The sequence below is a fragment of the Actomonas spartinae genome (genome assembly GCF_051209155.1).
Taxonomy (GTDB): Bacteria; Verrucomicrobiota; Verrucomicrobiia; order Opitutales; family Opitutaceae; genus Actomonas.
Map to the genome: position 1 here is coordinate 1,466,993 of NZ_JBPJGB010000002.1, position 18,490 is coordinate 1,485,482.

General features: G+C 64.2%; 18 protein-coding genes. 7 read left to right on the forward strand and 11 right to left on the reverse strand.

What is annotated here, in order from left to right; translation table 11 throughout:
* Positions 1-4: 4 nt before the first annotated feature.
* On the reverse strand, positions 5-763 hold the full coding sequence (locus tag AC0MRV_RS13685; protein ID WP_472765046.1) for a TlyA family RNA methyltransferase: 759 nt from the start codon (positions 761-763) through the stop codon (positions 5-7).
* The gene (locus tag AC0MRV_RS13690; RefSeq protein ID WP_472765047.1) at positions 760-1,593 is read right to left on the reverse strand and encodes an Fpg/Nei family DNA glycosylase; all 834 of its coding nucleotides are present in this window, start codon (positions 1,591-1,593) and stop codon (positions 760-762) included. Before AC0MRV_RS13690 ends, AC0MRV_RS13685 begins: the two co-directional genes overlap by 4 nt.
* Before the next feature lie 84 nt (positions 1,594-1,677).
* Here AC0MRV_RS13690 and corA point away from each other — a divergent pair, with 84 nt between their 5' ends.
* Positions 1,678-2,850 carry a magnesium/cobalt transporter CorA gene (corA, locus tag AC0MRV_RS13695; RefSeq protein ID WP_472765048.1) on the forward strand — a complete coding sequence of 391 codons (1,173 nt, stop codon included), beginning with the start codon at positions 1,678-1,680 and terminating at the stop codon, positions 2,848-2,850.
* Between the two features lie 99 nt (positions 2,851-2,949).
* Here corA and AC0MRV_RS13700 read toward each other — a convergent pair whose 3' ends face one another.
* Positions 2,950-4,074, reverse strand: coding sequence for a M24 family metallopeptidase (locus tag AC0MRV_RS13700; protein WP_472765049.1), 1,125 nt, complete (start codon positions 4,072-4,074; stop codon positions 2,950-2,952).
* 53 nt (positions 4,075-4,127) lie between these two features.
* On the opposite strand from AC0MRV_RS13700, the gene AC0MRV_RS13705 reads away from it, so the two are divergent.
* Positions 4,128-4,670, forward strand: a complete 543-nt coding sequence (locus tag AC0MRV_RS13705) for a DUF192 domain-containing protein (protein ID WP_472765050.1) — start codon at positions 4,128-4,130, stop codon at positions 4,668-4,670.
* A 76-nt stretch (positions 4,671-4,746) separates the two neighbouring features.
* Here AC0MRV_RS13705 and AC0MRV_RS13710 read toward each other — a convergent pair whose 3' ends face one another.
* Both AC0MRV_RS13710 and AC0MRV_RS13715 read right to left on the reverse strand, forming a co-directional pair.
* Positions 4,747-5,946, reverse strand: coding sequence for a hypothetical protein (locus AC0MRV_RS13710; RefSeq protein ID WP_472765051.1), 1,200 nt, complete (start codon positions 5,944-5,946; stop codon positions 4,747-4,749).
* A 57-nt stretch (positions 5,947-6,003) separates the two neighbouring features.
* Entirely contained in the window at positions 6,004-6,477 is a 474-nt protein-coding gene (locus AC0MRV_RS13715) for a hypothetical protein (protein ID WP_472765052.1), read from the reverse strand.
* 38 nt (positions 6,478-6,515) lie between these two features.
* Between AC0MRV_RS13715 and AC0MRV_RS13720 the strand changes: the two genes are divergently transcribed.
* Positions 6,516-7,052, forward strand: a complete 537-nt coding sequence (locus tag AC0MRV_RS13720; protein ID WP_472765053.1) for an NUDIX hydrolase — start codon at positions 6,516-6,518, stop codon at positions 7,050-7,052.
* A gap of 1 nt (position 7,053) precedes the next feature.
* On the opposite strand, the gene AC0MRV_RS13725 is transcribed toward AC0MRV_RS13720, so the two are convergent.
* Both AC0MRV_RS13725 and AC0MRV_RS13730 read right to left on the reverse strand, forming a co-directional pair.
* The gene (locus AC0MRV_RS13725; protein WP_472765054.1) at positions 7,054-7,320 is read right to left on the reverse strand and encodes a hypothetical protein; all 267 of its coding nucleotides are present in this window, start codon (positions 7,318-7,320) and stop codon (positions 7,054-7,056) included.
* A 22-nt stretch (positions 7,321-7,342) separates the two neighbouring features.
* A complete protein-coding gene (locus AC0MRV_RS13730; RefSeq protein ID WP_472765055.1) occupies positions 7,343-8,143 on the reverse strand; it encodes a metallophosphoesterase family protein in 801 nt (266 codons plus the stop codon).
* An 82-nt stretch (positions 8,144-8,225) separates the two neighbouring features.
* Here AC0MRV_RS13730 and AC0MRV_RS13735 point away from each other — a divergent pair, with 82 nt between their 5' ends.
* The 3 genes from AC0MRV_RS13735 to AC0MRV_RS13745 are packed head-to-tail and all read left to right on the forward strand — an operon-like array spanning position 8,226 to position 10,385.
* Positions 8,226-8,963, forward strand: coding sequence for a hypothetical protein (locus tag AC0MRV_RS13735; RefSeq protein ID WP_472765056.1), 738 nt, complete (start codon positions 8,226-8,228; stop codon positions 8,961-8,963).
* A 49-nt stretch (positions 8,964-9,012) separates the two neighbouring features.
* On the forward strand, positions 9,013-9,507 hold the full coding sequence (locus AC0MRV_RS13740) for a NanQ anomerase/TabA/YiaL family protein (protein WP_472765057.1): 495 nt from the start codon (positions 9,013-9,015) through the stop codon (positions 9,505-9,507).
* A complete protein-coding gene (locus AC0MRV_RS13745; protein ID WP_472765058.1) occupies positions 9,504-10,385 on the forward strand; it encodes a 23S rRNA (adenine(2030)-N(6))-methyltransferase RlmJ in 882 nt (293 codons plus the stop codon). Before AC0MRV_RS13740 ends, AC0MRV_RS13745 begins: the two co-directional genes overlap by 4 nt.
* Positions 10,386-10,539: 154 nt before the next feature.
* Here the strand turns inward: AC0MRV_RS13745 and AC0MRV_RS13750 are convergent, their stop codons facing one another.
* The 3 genes from AC0MRV_RS13750 to AC0MRV_RS13760 form a co-directional block, all read right to left on the reverse strand.
* A complete protein-coding gene (locus tag AC0MRV_RS13750) occupies positions 10,540-10,749 on the reverse strand; it encodes a hypothetical protein (protein ID WP_472765059.1) in 210 nt (69 codons plus the stop codon).
* Positions 10,750-10,898: 149 nt separating this feature from the next.
* Entirely contained in the window at positions 10,899-11,309 is a 411-nt protein-coding gene (locus tag AC0MRV_RS13755; RefSeq protein ID WP_472765060.1) for an Hsp20/alpha crystallin family protein, read from the reverse strand.
* A gap of 100 nt (positions 11,310-11,409) precedes the next feature.
* Complete coding sequence (locus AC0MRV_RS13760) at positions 11,410-11,550, reverse strand: hypothetical protein (protein WP_472765061.1); 141 nt, start codon at positions 11,548-11,550, stop codon at positions 11,410-11,412.
* 113 nt (positions 11,551-11,663) lie between these two features.
* On the opposite strand from AC0MRV_RS13760, the gene AC0MRV_RS13765 reads away from it, so the two are divergent.
* Entirely contained in the window at positions 11,664-12,626 is a 963-nt protein-coding gene (locus tag AC0MRV_RS13765; RefSeq protein ID WP_472765062.1) for a bile acid:sodium symporter family protein, read from the forward strand.
* A gap of 3 nt (positions 12,627-12,629) precedes the next feature.
* On the opposite strand, the gene AC0MRV_RS13770 is transcribed toward AC0MRV_RS13765, so the two are convergent.
* Positions 12,630-18,380 (reverse strand): alpha-2-macroglobulin family protein, encoded by a 5,751-nt coding sequence (locus AC0MRV_RS13770; RefSeq protein ID WP_472765063.1) that lies wholly within the window; start codon positions 18,378-18,380, stop codon positions 12,630-12,632.
* Between the last annotated feature and the right edge of the window lie 110 nt (positions 18,381-18,490).

Here is an 18,490-nt window from a genome sequence, read left to right on the forward strand (position 1 = left end):
GCGATTACTGCACCGATTGTTTGGTGAGTCCGAGCAGAAACTCCCGGTTGCCGTCGGTGCCTTGGATCGGCGAGTCCATCGTGCCGATGAGCGCCGCACCGGGGAGTTCACCGAGGGCGAACTCACGGATGCCGTCGAGCACGGCCTGTTGCACGGCGGGATCGGTGATGATGCCGCGGCCCTTGTCGACCTCGGCCTTGCCGGCTTCGAACTGGGGTTTGACGAGGGCGATCAAACGCCCCCCGACCGTGAGCAAGGGCCAGACGGCGGGGAGCACTTGGCGCAGGGAGATGAAGGACAGGTCCATCACGATCGCGTCGTAGTCGGCGCGGGGCAGGTCGGCGGCGGTGACGTGGCGGGCGTTGAGTTTTTCGATGTTGGTCACACATGGATCGCCACGAAGTTTGGCGTGCAACTGGGCGCGGCCGACATCGACGCAGACCACGGCGGCGGCGCCGGCCTGGAGAGCGCAGTCGGTGAAACCGCCCGTCGAAGCGCCCACGTCGAGCACCTGAGCGCCGGTCAAGTCGATGGCGAAGTGATCGAGGAAACCCTGCAGCTTTTCGCCGCCGCGACTCACGAAGCGCGGGGGCTGCTCGACCTCGATTTCGATGTCGTTGGGGTAGGTTTTGCCCGGCTTGTCGAGGCGCTCGGTGCCGTGGCGCACGCGGCCGCTCATGATGAGGGCCTTGGCTTGGGCACGCGAGGTGGCGAGGTCGCGGGCAACGAGAAGCTCGTCGAGGCGTTGTTTGGGAGCGCTCATGCTTCGCGCAGGGATTGACGCGCCGGAGACCAGCAGGTGGTGCGCCCCCCGATTTCGGCGCGGGCGAGGTGGACGCCGGTGCGCGGGCAAAGCCCACCGTCGCGCCAGCGGTGGTTGAAAAGCCAGGTATTCGGAATACCGACGTTGAGGTCGTGGGGGAGAAGGTCACCGGCGCCGGCGATGTTGTTGAGGGCGTTGCGGCAGACCGCGCGGATCTCGCGGTAGAGGGTTTTGATCTCGTCGGCCGTGAGAGAGCCGGCGGGTTGGGCCGGGTGGATGGCGGCGCGCCAGAGGATTTCGTCGGCCATCCAATTGCCGATGCCGGGGAAACGCTCCTGCATGAGCAGGACGGCTTTGAGCGGGGCGCGGGCGCGGCGCCGCAGGAAGTCGGCGAGCGCCTGGCGGGTGAAGGCGGCGGAAAGCAACGACGGGGCGATCCGAGCCCACCAGTCGGGTGCTTCCGGGCCGCGGTCAAAACGCACGCCGCCGAACATGCGGGGATCGGTGAAAACGAGCGAAACGGTTTCCAGATCGAGCACGAGGTGGTCGTGTTTGCCGGCGGGCGTGCCGAGTGGCGCGGTGGACAGTTCGCCGCTCATACCGAGGTGCACGCCCAGCCAAGCGCCGTGATCAAAGCGGAAGGCCATTTGTTTGGCCGCGGCGCTGGAGTCGACGAAGCGGGCGCCTTGGAGGCTGCGCTGGATGGAGCGGGCGGGCGCCTCGCGGAAGGTTTTTTTGGCGGCGTGTGCCCGCACCTTGGTCACGCGCTGCCCGGCACCGGCGAGGTGCCAGCGCTTGCGGTAGAATTCGACCTCGGCGAGTTCGGGCATGCCCGACATGAAGCCAGCGTCAGCGGCAGGACAAGTCTGTGCACGGGATTGATTAACGGCGGCTTTCAGCTTTGTTTGCCGCTCGTGCCCGACGACACCCCCACCAAGCGCAAGGTTAACCCGCTCAAAGGCGTCGGCCAACTGGGGCGTTGGTTGATCTCCAACCTCAGCGTTTCCAATCCCTTTGCCAGCGTCAGCGCGCCCAAGGCGACGCCCGGTGGGTCGCCCGGCATCGAGCACATGGCGGGGGTCGACGAGCCGCCGGATCCGACGGCGGTGCGGATCTACTGGGTCGACTACAACGCCGAGCGCATCGAGTGGAATGAGGGCACGGCGGACGAGTTTCATGCCTCCAAGCGGCCGGATTGGTCGACCGCTCGGTGGATCAATGTCGATGGCCTGCACCCCTACGTGGTCAATCAGCTGCGCAAGAAATACAAATTCCACACCCTGACCGCGGAGGACGTGCTGCGCACCTCGCAGCGGCCCAAGATGGAGCTCTATGAGAACCACGTTTTTACGGTGGTGCGCATGATGCGACTGGAGGGCGAGGTCTTGAAGCAGGAGCAGGTGAGCATGCTGCTCTACGAGCGCACGGTGATCACGTTTCAGGAGATCCCGGGCGACGTGTGGGGGCCGATCCGGGAGCGCCTGAAGCGGGCGGGCGGGCGTCTCCGATCACTGGATACGTCGTATTTGTTCTACGCCCTGCTCGACGCGGTGGTGGATCATTTTTATCCGATTCTCGAGACCTACGGGGAACGGCTGGAGGATCTCGAGGACCTCGTGTTGGACGATCCCGGACCCGCGGTGCAGCGCTCGATCCACGGCGTGAAGCGGGAGCTGTCGGTCCTGCGGCGGGTGATGTGGCCACTGCGGGAGGTGGCGAATGAATTGCAGCGCGCGGAGACCGCGCTGGTGGACCCGGAGGTGCGGACGTTCCTGCGCGATGTGTATGACCACGCCCTGCAGATCATGGAAATCGTGGAGATGCATCGGGAGCAGGCGGCGAGCCTCAATGACCTCTACATGTCGGCGGTGTCGAACCGGATGAACGAGATCATGAAGGTGCTCACAATCATGGCCTCGTTTTTTATCCCGATCACCTTTGTGGCCGGGGTCTACGGCATGAACTTCGAGCACATTCCGGAGCTGGCCTGGAGATACAGCTACGGTGTGTTTTGGGCGGTGTGTCTGTCGATCTCGGCGGGACTGGCGTTCTACTTTTGGCGCAAAGGTTGGATCGGGCGAAAGTAAGCGGGGCAGCCGAGAGGCAAGCGGAGCGCCGGCAAGCGACCGGCCTGCGTGGCGGTATTGTTCTTGGAATGTAGGCGAGGCGCTCGCGCCCGCATCGCTTCAGAGCACCCAGTCGTAGCTGTAGCTGCTGAGTTTCTTGGGCTTCGCGGCGGTGACTTGCACGACGTCCTCGATGCGGCAGCCACCGAGGCCGGGGTAGTAAAGACCGGGCTCGACGGTGACGACGGTGCCTTTGCGCAGTTTGCGGTGCACCGAGCCGAGGCGGGGAGCCTCGTGGATGGCGAGTCCGAGGCCGTGGCCGGTGCCGTGGAAAAAGCCGACCGCACCGTTGGCGGTGCGCTCGGTCTTGTAGCCCAGTTCGTCGAAGACGCGGTTGGATTCAGCATGCACGGCGTCGGCGTAGACTCCGGCCTTCACGGCTTTGAGTGCGGCCTTTTGGGCCTTGGCCACGGCGGCGACGAGGTTGCGTTGGGCATCGCTGGGTTCGCCGCGCAGGAAGGTGCGGGTCATGTCGCCCCAGTAGCCGCTCTTGAACATGCGGGGGAAGATATCGATGACGATGAGGTCGTGCGGTCGCAACGGGCCGGAACCGCGGCAGTGCGGATCGCACCCCTGGTCGCCGCCAGCCACGATGGTGTCGGCCGGGAAACCGCCGGCCTCAATGCAGGCGGTTTGGATGGCGGTGCGCACGGTTTCGCTGGTGAGCGTCTTGCCTTGGTAGATCAGTCGCTTGCCCTTGATTTCGGCAGCGCGGAGCACGGTTTCGGCGGCGGCGAAACCGGCGGCGGCGCAGCGGTTGCCTTCGCGGATCCATTTGGCTTCCTGGTCACTCTTAATTTCGCGCTCAGGGAAAACGGGGCCGTCGATGACCTGCAGGTCGATGCCCTGGTCGATCAAACGCACCAGCAAGGCGGATGGGAAATCTTCCGGCACGTCGAAGGCGTTGACCTTCAAGCGACGGGCAAGGGCGATGATGTGGTCGGCCGGGGCGGGCTGGGCCACGCCGGCTTGCTGGGCGGCGGCGGTGAGCTCTTCCAGCGGGATGATCTCGTCGAAGGTGGATTCCTTGAGGGCGCGGCCAAACTCAAGGGCGTTGAGCACGCCGTAACGTTTTTTACCCACCTGCACGGCGATGAAGGGGTCATGCACCTCGAAACCGCAGAAGTAGCGAAGATCGAGGCTACGTTGGGTTTCGTCGAAGAAGAGCAGGGCGGATTTTGGCACGGCGGAAATGGTAAGGAGGTTGAATTCGGAATCTGGCGTGATTAGCCAACGCGATGATGAAAAATGCAAATCCGGTTTCGTGGCGGTGGAGCGCTTGGCTGGCGATCCTGGGCGTCGTGCTTCTCACGGCCTGCGGTCAGTCGAAGGAGGAGGCGTCGGCGCCGCCGAAGACCGTCAAAGACTGGTTTGCCATCAAAGTGGGCGGGGTGAGCGTCGACATGCAGCTGGCGGTGCGTTCGACCGAAATGCAGCACGGCCTGATGGGACGGCGGGACCTGACCGACCAACAGGGGATGATTTTTGTTTATCGGGCGCCGGAGCAGATGAGTTTCTGGATGCGCAACACACCGACGCCGCTCGATATCGGCTACTTCTCGGGTGACGGTGTGCTGCGAGAGGTGTATCCGATGCACCCCTACGATGAAACCACGGTGCGATCGTTTCGCAGTGATATCCAGTATGCCCTGGAACTGAAGCAGGGCGGCTTTGCCAAGCTGGGGATCAAACTGGGCGACAAGCTCGACTTGGACGCGTTGGAGAAGGCCCTCGTCGAGCGTGGGTTTAACCTGCGGATGTTCGCGGGACTGGGCGAGTAGGCGGGAGAGGGGCGGCGACGGGGGGCAACGCAGCGCCCGCAAGCGGGCTGCCCACATGGTCGACTCGAACCCAGCTTTAGGCGGTCACGTCGCGCACGCGCAGGGCGCGGTAACTGACGCAGAGTTGGCGGGGGTCGGCGCCGCCGGGGGCGAAGTGGTGGGCGTAGTGCAGGACGATTTCCTGCGGGCCGTTGGCCGGCGGGAGGTCGAGACTGAGTGTCACCGGGTCGTTGGGTCGCGGCAGCGAAAGGTGGGTGATGGGCGAGCCGTTGAGGCGGACGGATACCGCTTGGTTTTCGAGCGGAGTTTGCAGCACGCCTTCGAGGCGCAGCGACTGCCCGGCGGTGGCCTGAATCGTGAGACGAGTGGCGGGAGCGAGACCCCAGCGAGTGGCGGATTGATGGGCTTCGGGACGGGCGGCTTCAAGGTCGCCGAGTCCTGACTCGACGGTGGCGACCGAGTTGTCGAAACCGTCGGCGATGCCGGAGCTCACCTCGCGCGGCCACGGATTTTCCTGCAGCGCCTCGGCGAGGAGGCGGTCCCAAGTGGCGCAGGCATCGAAGTAGTCGGGGGTGACGAGACCTTGCACGTAGTCCGGCACGCGGTGGTTGAGCACGTGATACTTTTGTGCCGGCTTCGGGCCGTGAAAGTGGAGGATGGCGGCGTCGGTGGCGGAGCCCCAGTAGGTCTTCCAATTAAGGCCCAGCGGCAGCGGATCGGTGCGGCCGGCAAAGTGCCGTTGCAGGGCGGCCTGGTCGTAGGGCGGGGCAATGGCTTCGGCGAGGTGTGCTTTGATGGTGGCCTGCAGGGCATCGTGCTCGGCGGCGAGCGCGGGCAGGTTGATCCACATCACGCCGCTATTGAAGCGGGTGAAGTCGGCCCGGTCGCTTTCAGGGGCGGCGGCGAAAAACTGCGGCTGCAGCGCGGCGAGTTCCTCGCTCGGATCCCGCAGGAAGACGACGTCGCAATCGGTGTAGAGCGCGTGGGTGTCGTCCCAACCCTGTTCACGGCAGACCGCGGGAATCTCGAGCCGCAGGTAGGCCCCGCGCGGAATGGGGGCGAGGTTGGTGACCCAGCGATGAAGGAAGGTGCGGCGGCGGATGACCGGCACCCCGAGCTTCTCGAGCCAGGCGGTGAGCGGGTTGTCGGTGCCGTCGTAGAGGCAGACGGGTTGCAGGCTGGTGTTGCGTCGAGCCGAGTGCACGGCCACCTGCGCGAGGTTGGCGTAGTCCCAGAAGGTGGCCGAGGCCTCGTTGAGCGCGAAAAACCAGCGCATGGTGGAAACGCTGAAAGGCTTAAAAGCTGAAATGCTACGCGGCGGAAGCGAGTGGGATTAGCCGGAGCGACCCCAGCGAGCGTCCTTGTCGGTCTTCTCGGTCGGGATCTTGTTGTTGGTGCGCAGCATCAGCACGGGCTCCTTGGTCTTCACCCAGAGGCTGGCTTCCTTGAAGTGTTTGGCGGCAACGTTTTCGAGGGCTTCGCCGACGGTCGTGGCGGGTAGGAGGCGACCGCGTTTGGTGGCGTTGAAATCGTAGGTGGCGCGGTGGATGCGCTCCTGGGTCGAGGCGGGGCTTTCGCCCTCGGGAATCTGCACGACCCAGCCGGCAAAATCGGTGTCCGCCGGCAGTTTGTCCTCGGGGTCGGAGATGAGGATGCACCACTGTTTCTTGATGGGCGGTGGCTTCTCCTCGCCGGCCTCCTGTTCGAGCACGGCGTTGATTTCGGAAACGATCTGGTTGAGCACCTTGGGATCGACCTCGTTGCGTTTGAGGATCTCGGCGACTTGGTTTACGTCAATTTTGGGCATGGAAGAACGAACGAATTTGGGCAACGAAGGGGCCACACATGAGTGACGATGTAAAGGCCCAGCGCGCGGACGAGCTGTTTGATGTGGTGGATGAGGCGGATCGGGTGATCGGGCAGGCGACCCGCGCGGAGGTGCACCGGCGGGGGCTGTGGCACCGGGCGATTCACGTCTTGGTGTTCAACGCGGCGGGGCAGGTGTTTCTGCAGAAACGCTCCATGGCCAAGGACATGGCGCCGGGATGCTGGGACTCGTCCTGCTCGGGCCATCTTGATGCCGGGGAGGGGTATGACGGAGCGGCGGTGCGGGAGCTGGGTGAAGAAATCGGCGTGTTTGGCGGGGTGCCGCCGCGGCGATGGATTTACGAGGAAGCCTGCGCAGCGACCGGCTGGGAGTTTGTTTGGGTCTACCAATTGGAGCACGAGGGGCCGTTTGAGCTGCATCCGGCGGAGATCGACGAGGGGCGTTGGTTTACGCCGAGCGAGGTAAGCCTGGCGATTGAGCAAGGCCCGGCCGACTTCGCGCCGGCGTTCCGGCACATCTGGTGGCGGCTGGTGGGCGAGGGTAAGCTGGGCTGACTCAGCGGCGCTTCTCGCGTTCGCGGGCGACGAGGGCTTCGAGCTGAGCCATTTGTTTGAGTGAGATCAGACGCCGCGGGACGCGTTTGGCAGCCTCCTTGAGCAAGCGATCGTAGTCGTCTTCGCTCGGGGTGTGATCTTCCCATTGGGTGTGGTGGCCCTGGTGGCGACGGAACGACAGGCGGCCGCCGTGGAAGGACGCCTTGACCTCGTATTTGCCCTCCTCGGGGTCGCGGTTCCACCAACCGAATTCGAACATGCTGCTCATGAGGCTTCGATAGGGTTGGAGCTCAGGCGGTGGCCAGCGGAATCGTGTGGAGCACCCGATCGGCGTGCCAAGCACCGGCGTTGAAACGGATGCGGCGCACCTCCACTCGATCGGCCTGGACGTCGACGGCGCGGGCGCCAACCGGACCGGTGAAGGCGCCGGTGTTGATGACGGTGAGGTGCTCGTGCCGCCAGGTGCGCGGAAAGTGCACGTGGCCCGTAACCACGATGCGAGCCTCGGGCCGCCAGCGCGCGGTCGCCTCGGCGACGTGGCGCGGGAAGGTGAGCCAGGTGTCGATCATGGCCAGCGGTTGGCGGGGTGGAAAAAACTCCGTGAACCAGCGGCGCAGGCGGTGCCCGGGATCGTTGCGCTCGGGATCGCACTCGCGTCCGAAGCCGATGCAGGCGCGCCGCATGGCGGCGATGCGGCCAGCGAAGGTCGTGAAGTCGAGTGCGGGATCGGCGTCGAGTTGGTCGCGCACGCGCTGCGCGAGTTGGTCGCGGACGCGGCTCCATGGCACGATGGTGTCGAGGAACACATCGCCGTGCGTGGCCCAGAGGCGACCGTCGGCGGTGCTGGCGTCGTGGTGGACCGAGATATCGGGGTCGTGGTTGCCGGTATGGAAGCGCACCGTGGCCACGCGATCGGTGAAAAAGCGGCGGATGCCGTCGAGCGTCGCGGTATCCATGCCGGTCTGGTTGTCGCAGGTGTCGCCGTTGAGCCAAAGCTCGTCGACCCCGTCCAGCAAGGGCTGCAGGTCCTCGATGCGGCGGATGCGGCAAGAGGCGTCGCGGAGGTGCAGGTCGGAAAGGATGCGTAGCATGGACGAGCGCGAAGCCAGGGTAAATCGGGCGCCGGGGCAACAGGCTTGTGCCGGGGGGGCGGGGGCGTTTGTGATGCCCGCCATGCAGATGCGTTTTGCGAGCTTGTTCCTCAGCGTGAGTTTGGTGGTCGGGGGCCTGAGGGCGCAGACCGAACCCGACTCCAACGTGGCGAAGGACATTGCCCGCATTCATGTGGAGGCGATCGGGGGCGTCGACCGCTTGACTCGACTCGCGGCGTTGCGCACGGCGGGGCAAACGCAGGCCGGCGGGCAGGAGTTGGAATTTCAGATGTGGGCACGACGCCCCAATGCGGTGCGCATCGAGATTGAAGCCGACGGACTGTTGATGGTGCAGGCGTGGGACGGTGAGGGGGAACCTTGGATTCAAGCCGGAGAAGACGGAGAAGCGCGCCCGATGCCGCCGGCGCTGGCCGGCGCGTTCAAGCTGGAGTCAGAGTTCGATGACCCGTTGTTCAACCCGGAGGAGCGCGGCTATGTGTTGGACTACGCCGGTGAGGATGAGGTGGGGGGCCGCCCGGTGGTGAAGCTCATCGCGACGCGCAGCGCCAGTGATCAGTCGGTGCTGTTTCTGGCCGCCGACACCTACTTTATTGTGCGGCAGGATCGGGTGCAGTTGCGCCCCGATGGAGCCCGCAGCGAGACGCAGACCTTCTTTGGCGATTTCCGCCCGGTGCAGGGCGTGATCCTGCCGCACAAGATATTGGTGTGGGCGGGTGAGGAGCTCGTGAGCGACACCGAGCTGAATTGGATGGAAGCCAACCCGCCGGTGGACGACAGTCTGTTTGTGATGCCGGAGTAGCGTAGGTCAGGGCTTGCTGACTGCGAGGCGTGGCGCTGGAGTGCGCGGCATGGCCATCTGGGGCACCCTTGATTTGATCGAACAACAACTCGCGTCCAACGAGCGCTTTGCCGCCGCGATGGCCTACTTGCGCGAGGCGCTCAATCCGCAATCGGCGGTGCACGCGCGCATCATGGGCATCGCGGAGGGCGTGACGGAGCGGGTGGATCTCGCCGCCGGGGTTTTTGCGTTGGAGCAAGTTTACACCGGCAAACTGCCGGGCTTCGGGCGGTTTGAAGCGCACGATCAATATGTCGATTTGCAGGCGGTGCTGGCCGGTGAAGAGGCCATGGAGGTGACTGCGCGCGCCGGACTCGACGTGACGGAGGATCTGTTGGCAGACAAGGATCTCGTCTTCCTCGCCGATCGCACGCCGGTTTCGCGGTGGATCGTGGCGCCGGGGGAAGTGGCGGTTTTCTTCCCGGGCGATGCGCACAAACCTTCGCTCGCGGCCGGAACGGTGCCGGTCTTGGCGCACAAGACAGTCGTCAAAGTCCGTCTGTGAACTACCGGCATCACTACCACGCGGGCAACTTTGCCGATGTCGCCAAGCACGCGATTGTGCTGGCCTTGGTCGCCGGCATGCAGCGGAAGGAAAAGGGTTTCCTCTTTCTCGATACGCACGCGGGGCGGGGAAGTTATGACCTGAGTGAAGCCGAGCACGGTGACACCCTCGCGCGGGCGCCGGAGTGGCCGGCGGGTTGGGGACGTATCGCAGACGCGGTGCAATCGGAGGATGCGACGGTGCCGCCTGCGGTGCGGGACTACGCCGCGGCGGTGACTACTTTTGCACAGGGGCGGTCTGCGATCGCGCGACCGTATCCTGGTTCGCCGGCCCTGGTGGCGGCGAAGCTGCGTCCTCAGGACCGCGCGGTGCTGTGCGAACTGCATCCGGCGGAGGCGGAGGCGTTGGCGGATTGCCCGGCGTTGCGGACTGCGCGGCGGATGCGGGTCGAGCTGCGTGACGGTTACGAAGCCGTGCGGAGTTGCCTGCCGCCGATGGAGCGACGGGCGCTGGTGCTCGTCGATCCGCCTTACGAAGTCGAGCACGAGTCGGCGCGGGTGGCTGAGGCTTTGCAAGAGGGACTGCGGCGGCTACCGGGGGGGACGTTTGCGATTTGGTATCCCCTGACCGAACGGGCCGGGGCGCCGGCGTTTCTCAAGCTCGCGGATGCCCCAGACTTTCCGCCCGCGTGGACCGCCGAGTTGACCGTCGCGGGGCCGGCGGCCGAGTTAAAAATGCGCGGTGCCGGACTCATGGTGGTGAATCCGCCGTGGCAGTTGGATGCCGCGGTCGCGCCGATGATGTCGTGGCTGGGGGAGACCTTGGCGCAGGCGGCGGGCGGCGCGGGATCGCTGCGGTGGTTGTCGCCGGAGCGGTAGAGGTGCTGGCGGGCGGTGCCACTCGCTCGCGCTCGCAGCCACAGGCAAGATCCAGAAACGAAAACGTCCCGCGGACCGGGAGGTCCAGCGGGACGATTACACGAACTACTACTAAACGAAACTAGAGCGGGGCACGGACGACCGGAGGCCTGAATCAGGCGGAGCGCTTTTCGCGGACGCGGCCTTTGAACGGCTTCTGCGGAAAGTAACTTTCCTTTTTGCGGGGGGCGAAAGACTTGATCTCGGGGGCGCGGAAAATGGGGCGTCCCCAGATGGTGTCGACCTTGGGTTGGGATTCGACGACGTGTTGCACGGAGGGCTTGATGTCAGCGGTTGAAGGTGGAGGGGGAAGGGGCGCGTCCATGGTCTGAAGAGGAGGCGCTTGGTTCATCCGAACGCCCTCTCAGACAGAGATCATCGGTCAAAGCTCCACTGACTTTAGAAAAAAGTCCGCCTCCCGCGTGTTTTTTGCGAACACGCGGGAAGCGGCGGGGCCTTGGTCCTTGCCCCGGCTTAGGCGGCGCGGACGTTTTCCGCGGTGAAGCCGGTCATCGTCGCGCCATTCCGCTTGGGGATGGTGATGGTGAGGGCTCCGTCGTGGAGGTCTGCCTGCAGCGCCATGAAGTTCAACGACCGCCCGAGGCGGAGATTGAGCAAATAATCGCGCTGCACACCCTCGACATGCATGGATTTCCAGTTGGCTCGCACGACATGTGTCTTGCGTGCGGTGACGGTGAGATCGGGCCCGCGGGTGGCGATTTCCACGCCGGAGGGCTGAACTCCCGGCACATACACGATGAGCCTCAAGGCATCGGGCAGGGTCTCGCAGTCGAAGTGCGGCGTGCGGAAGGACTCGGAGGCCGAGACGGGTTCAGCAAGACGGGACTTCGCGGCGGACGTCGGAGGGAGGGTGATGTTGTTCATGACAGGAAACGGTTGGAAAAGTGAAGTTTACGGACCTCGGGCCTTTTCGGGCGGCCGGGCTTTTCAGGTGAGCTAAACGAGATCCGTGAGTCGGAAAGGTTTAGGCCTGAAAGCCCGCGCCGCGTTGGTGTTTCTGCCAACGTTGCACGGACACATGACCTTGTTGACCACAGGCCACCGCGCCGCGCTGCATGGTGGCAGCGGCGAGAAGCGGATTGGACTGGGTCGTGACGAGCGTCATGTGATTCTTGATACTTTCACTAACGGCCAATGCACAGGCCGTGCCAAGTGCGGAGGCGTTTTTTGAGGTGAAGATTTCGTGACGGCCGCGCGCGGAGCGCCCAGCTTCCAGCCATGCCCCTGCCCCGAATCCTCGCTTGGTTGACGAACGCTTTTCCGCTGTGGGTGCTGGTTTTATGCGGTGCCGCCATGATGGTGCCGGACGCATTCACGTGGTTCAGCGGGCCTTGGATCGTGTGGGGACTGGCGGTGATCATGTTGGGTATGGGCGTCACGCTCACGCTGGAGGATTTCCGCGCGATCCGGACGATGCCAAAGGCGGTGGCGATCGGCTTCGTGGCCCAATACACGATCATGCCGTTGCTCGGCTGGGGCCTGGGCCGGGCGTTGTCCTTGCCAACTGAATACGCAGTGGGCCTGGTGCTGGTGGCCTGCTGCCCGGGTGGGACGGCGTCGAATGTGGTGACCTTCATCGCGCGGGCGGACGTTTGTCTGTCGGTCGTCATGACGGCGTGCTCGACCCTGGCGGCGGCCGTGATGACGCCCCTGCTCACGGCGACCCTGGTCGGCACGCGGGTGCCGGTGGATGCGTGGGGCCTGTTTCAGAGCACGATTCAGGTGGTCTTTATCCCGGTGGTGCTGGGCGTGGTGCTGAACCGTTGCCTCCACAAACCGATGCAAAAGGTGCTGCCGGTTGCGCCGTTGGTTTCGGTCGTGGTGATCGCGATGATCTGCGCGAGCATCATCGGTCAGCGGGTGGAGGAGGTGAAGGCGAGTTTCGGGCCGCTGCTGCTGGCAGTGTTTCTGTTGCATTTGGGCGGCTTCGTCATCGGCTACACGCTCGCGCGGGTGTTGCGGCTGCCAACGAAGTCGGCGCGCACGGTGGCGATCGAAGTGGGCATGCAAAACTCGGGCCTCGGCGTGGTCCTGGCCAACCGGCACTTCGTCAACGCGAGCACGGGCGTTGCCGTGGCGGCGGTGCCTTGTGCGATCTCAGCGGCGATGCACTCGGTGATTGGCAGTATCTTCGCGGGCTGGTGGCGGGTGCGAAAAGACAAGACCGCGACGAGCGAGTGAAGTCTAAGGGGTATTGATGTGGACGCGCTGTGCGTCGCTGTTGGCGGTGATCTCCGGGACATACATGGCTGCGGCAGTCGCGGGGAGTGCGCGATAGTCTCCCGGGGTGACGGCTCGGAGCCCCAAGGATAGCTCCCATTCGCCAGGTTCGATATGATCGATGAAGATCGCGCTGTGGTCGTCGTGTTCTTCCCGAAAGAGCATGCGTTCGCTGGTCTCGCCGTGCGACGATTTGTCTGAGGTCACTTGTCTCAGAGAAACGTCCCATTCACTGAGGGGGTTCAGCGGTTCGCAGCCAGCGGGTTTAGGAATCGCGACCATGAGGTAGTGCAGCTCCTGCGGCACCCGGAGGCGCAGGCGGATATTGATTTGATCGGTGGCGTCGGCGGATTCGGTGGAAGCGAGTCGGCTTGGTTCGAAGCGGATGGGCCCCAAAACCGTGGGGGAAGGAATCAGGCGTTCGAAATCACGCTCGACGGTGATCACGTGACCCGCCGCGTTCACGCTCTCGCCGGTCGCCCATGCTTCCGCCAGGGCGGTGGCATAGACGGGAGTTTGATCGTCGCGGGAGAGGCGTCGCAGTTCGATCTGGTTGCGACCGGCCTTGAGGGCGTCCAGGGGCAAGGATACGCGGAGAGGCTGCTCCAGCACGGTGCGCGCAGAGAGCGCGAGTGTTTGGAATTTCTTTCCGTTCAAGCGGACTTCAATCGGGACATTGGTGGCTGGAGATTCGAAGTCGGCGACCAACTGACGAGTGAGGGCGAGCACCGCAAAAGTGGTGGAACGGGTGCTGTCCCAATGTGCGCTCCGGCGGTTCAGGCTCAGCCAAGCAACTGCAGGTTGGATGAGGGCGTTGTCGGGATCGAGGTCGAGCAGGGCGAGGACGGAAAGTGCCGTGGCTTCGTGTGCGCCCTCCAGCGCTCTGCGATGTCCTCTGATGCTGCCCCAGTGGACGAGGGGGCCGAGATCGCTGGTCTCTTTCACGGTGAAGTTGGCGAGATTGCGGGTGATGATTTGGCGCTGTCCGTCGGTGCCAAATTTCGCGACCGCAATTGCCAATGCGGCCCGGGCAGACGGCGTCAGCTCATCTCGCTGGGTGAAAACTGAACCGAGCGTTGCTTCGATCTCCAGGTTCGCTGGGGTCTTAGCCTGAGCGGCGCAGGCGGCGAGAGCCCACGCGCGGTGATCGAGCGCATGTTCGAGCGATGCTGCGATTTCGGCGCAGCGTTCCACGGCGGAGTCCAGCATCTCTTCGTCGAGGGCGAGTCCGGCCTGCTGAGCGAGACCGAGACCCCACGTGACGTAGGCGGTCATCCAGGGATCGTCCTCGTCGCTGCCAGGCCACCAACCCCAACCGCCGGAACCCGCGTCCTGGGCGGCACTCAGTCGCTCCAGACTGCGGTGAATGACTTCGTCGAGCTGGCTCAGGCCGGCGGTATCCAAGCGTCGTTGCACCTCGGCGGCTGTTTCGAGGCCCAGGATACGGGCTTCAACTTCAGCTGGATCGAGCCCCATTTTCGTCAGGGTGCTGTAAACGATCACGGCCGGCAGGAACCGACTCATGGTCTGTTCCACGCAACCATAGGGAAAGTCGATCAGGTAGGGGAGCGCGTCCAGTGCCGCGATGGCCGGACTGGTGGAGAGATGCAGGGTTGCCGTGGTGCGGGCGGGATCAAGTGGCGAAGGCAGTTCAAGGGAGGATCGCACTGCGGGCTTTCCGGGGCCGAGACGAGCCGTGGCGCCGAGGTGTTGCAGGATGCCGTCTTCGAGCACGGGAAGGGGCAACTGCATGGCGTCCGCGTCGTTTGCGCGGGTGGCGCTGGCGGTGAGCAGGAGCTGGCTGGGTTTCGGGGGATTCAACGGCCACCACACGATGGCCTCGGAGTCAGCGGGGAGTGGGGTCGTGGCGGTGGTTGGGGTGGCCGGCCCGAGCCGGTCGTCGTCGACGGTTAGTTGTAGAGTCGTTGAGACGGTGCTGTCCTGACCTGAGCGGTCCACGAGTTTGACCGAAGTGAAGCTGGTATCGCCCGCGATGAGGTAGCGGGGCGTTTGGAGGCGAGCTTGTAGCGGCAGTTCGGTGCGTGAGGTCGCGGTGGCGGTGGCGAAGGTGCGGCCGTCGGCGGTGAGCGCATACGTATCGTGGTTCCAGGAAGTGAGGTTATCGGGATAGGTAAACTGCAGCTCTGCCTGTCCTTGGGCGTCGGTTTCGGCAGCCGGAATCCAGGCCGCGGTGGATGCGAAGTGCTTGCGGAGCCGCGGCAGAGCAGCGGTTCCGTTCGAGTTGGCTGGCGAAGGCGGGGGCTCCAATCCCTGTTGGAAGGCTCCAACCGCCTCTTCGTCATAGTAGATGCCGCTCCCGGCCAGCCTGAGCGACGCGCTGGAGGCGTAGCCCTGGGCAGCGGAAGGGTCGGAAACGGCAAACGCACTCAGTTCCACGAGTTCTTCTTCACCGTCGGCGTTGACGCCGCTGGTGACGCGAATGATCGCACCAGGGCGCCCGTCCGGGATCGGTTTCAGCTCCTCGGCGCGAAGCCGCATCGAGCGGTGGATCTGTGCATCGACGAATTGAGCGGCGCTGTTGAAGGCAAGCCAAGGCGCGGTGTCTGAAGCTACACCCGGTCGCATGCCGGCCACCAATTGCAGGACGGCATCGTCCGCCACAGCATGGAGGATTTGCGCCGGCACGGGGTGGCCGGCGGCATCCGTCGTCTTGACCGAAACGGTAGTCGTCTCACCCGGAAGCACTTGAGCGGGCACCCTGACGTCCAACTGTAGGGGGGCGGTTGGGGCCTCGACTTCAATTTGTCCTCCGGCGATCTGGTGTCGGTCCAGGTTGAACACTTTCACCAGCACATTTCCGGGCTGGTCGGTGAAGGCCGAAAGGTCGACCCAGCGCAGGGGCGGACCCACTGGCAGGATACGTGAATCGGTGCTGCCTTCCCGCGCCACGGTCAGCACCGCTGGCTGCGAGGCGTCCTCAAGTTTCACAAGAGCGTGCGCGGTGTCACCGATCATGGCGTGATCGTTGAGGAAGAGGGCCGAGCCTTTGCCCGGGAGCGGAAGGGAGGGCGTGTCTTGGTCTGCGACCACCAACACAAAGGGGGTGACTTGATTCGGGGGCCAAAGCTGGTGGCGCCACGCCCTCTGCCGGGACAAGGAGGGGAAGGTTTCGTCGTTGGCCTCGTTCAGAGCGCGGCGTTCCTGATCGTATAGACGCAATTGATACAACCCGGCGTCGGGCGCTTTAATCTCCAGGGCGAAACGACCCTGTGCGATGTTGAGCTCGTGGCTCTCGACCACGGTTTCGACGTAGCCCTCGTGCAGTTTGGCCCAACCTTCCGGCATGGGGTGATGGTATTGAAAGTCGGGTAGGGCGGATCGATCCACCACCTCACCGCGCTCATCCAGGTAGATGGCCCGCCACTGGCGACGCACCAACTCGGCCCAACCGTGGAAGGATGTCGGTTCGTCGCTGCCGTCCCTGATCTCGCCCGTCAGCGTTACGGTTTCGCCCGGAGCCGCGAGCAGGGGAACCCTATCCTGATCGATCGTGGCTTTGTAGCCGGAGGGCGTCAGTTGCCAGTTAGCGGTGATCGTGACGGGTTGTCCACCAGGTGGGAGCACGTGCCCGATGACGGAGAAATCAGTTTCAAGGGCATCGTTGGAAAAGAACGGTGATATCCAGTTCAGGACCGCTTCCCCGTTTTTGTCGGTCACGCCTTGCAAGGTCACCGGTTCGAGCCGGTTCCCGCGCGGAGTGTTCGGTCGATAGGTCGTGCGGACGATGACACTGACCTCCACAGTAGCGCCCACCGCAGGGTCGCCGGAAAGGTAGCGGGCACTGATTTTGAGAGGAATATCCATGCCTTGGCGCAGCCCTCCCGGTTCGCCTGCGAAGGAGATTTTGGCGTTAATAGCCGGCGGCACGTAGTTATCGACGATGCACAGTTCGTCCATCCCGGTGATGCGGCCGTCGGGCAAGGTCAGCAGCACTTGCAGGTTTCCTACCGGGGTATCGAGCGGTAGGTCAAACTCCCCGTCCACCGAACCGTATGCATCCAAGTGCAGCTGCTCGGCGACGAACAGGTCAACGTGATTGGTATCCAATAGCTTGAGACCGAAGGAGCCGGTCGGGACCTGCCACACTCCGTTGGAGCGATTGCGCAGGATCAGTTTCCAATGCAGCGTTTCGCCGGGTCGATAGAGCGGGCGGTCGAGGATCAGGTCGCCGATCAAGCCGTCCCTGCTCAGCGCGTTGTAGTCTGTGATAACGAACACCTGGCCCTCGGCTTCGCCGTAGATGACGTGGGATGATACCTGGCGAGGGTCTTCGCGGTGGGTGAGGGGAGCCTGGACCCGGCCGTTCACATCGGTGGTGAAGGACCACTCCACGACCTCTCCATTGAACGGCCGCGCAAACCCGTGCACCGGCGTGTTGGGCACGGGTTCGCCGGTCTTGGCATCGAGCAGCAGCAACTCGTCGGGCGTCTCCGCCAGCGGGGCACTGACCATCTGAATTTGGTAGGCGCCGATGGTGAAGTTGGTCGTCTCCTCTCGGGCGACCGATCCATCGGGCGCGATACCGCGCACTTTGAACCGATAGTAGCCCGGGGACGGGTGCGGGGTGAGTTGATGGATCGCGGTATGCCAGTTGGCCGATCCCTCCGCATCGATCGGGATGACCCATTCGCCGACCGGTTCCCCGGGGAGGCCCAAGGTCAGTTCCGACACCACCCCGGCTTCCTTCGCGGCATAGGGATCCAGGCGCAAGAGCTCGACGTGAAGCGCGGTGATTCCCGCTACCGCATAGCTGAAATCAACTGGTGCGTCCGGTAAGTAGTGTCGGGCGACATTCAGCCGCATGATGGGGTCGCTCCAACGTCGGATGAGGCGATCGAGGTTCCGCTGATGTTCAGATCGGTTTTCGGCGTTCCGGTCGTGCAATAAGTCTGCTTTGAGCGCGCGGGCTTGAGCCAGGAGGGCGTCTATATCCGCGGGCTCTCCGAGGGAGCCGGTGGCGCCCCATCCCGTTTGGACCCGCCACAGAAACCACCCAATTTCGCACGTCGTCTCAAGGCTGGTTCCGGCCGCCAATTTGCGGGTTGCCTGCCACTCGCGGAACTGGGCTTTGACGCCAAACTGGCGGTGATCCATCCACGCGGTGAGAACGAAGGCCGCCCAAACCCGATCATCTTTCGTCGGAGCGTGTTCGCGCAAGGTCCGGAGGATGGGGCGAAGTTGTTTGAGCGTTTTGCCCGAAAGCCACTCGCCGCTCTTCGTCTGCCGACGCACAAAGCCGGTTAACCGGGCTAGGTTGATGGGAGTAGCGGGTTGCTCCCCGAGCAGGTTGGCCACGCGTATAAGGTGGGCGGAAGCTTCGCCGCGACCCGCAACGCGTAGCACCTCGATGCGAGTTTCCATCACCGCGAGTTCGTAGTCGTTCAAGGAAAGCGGCGGATTCTCCTCCCAATCCCAACGCGGAAGGTAGGTCTCAACCTCTTGCTGGAGTCGATCGACGTGGGGAGAGCGTTTAAACCAATCTCGGATGGCTTCCACTTCGGGCACTTGGGCGCGAATGTAGTCCAGGCGCAGTTCGCGGGTATCCGCATCGGCTGGTGCCGCCGCCAACGCCGCGGCCAGTCGTTCGGTGGCGAGCGTCCAGGACCCTTCGGCGGCGAGGGCGCGGCCTTGGGCGGCGAGTTGCTGCCAGAGGGGCGGAGGGGTTTGGGCGGGGAGGCGAGTCGCAAGACACAAAGCTGCGACGGAGAAAGCAAAAAACCGGAGAAACATGGGCACGGCGAACGAGAGGGTAAGAAGTGCAGGCCAGTGCAGGAATAAACGAATCACATTGAGGTTTCTTGGGT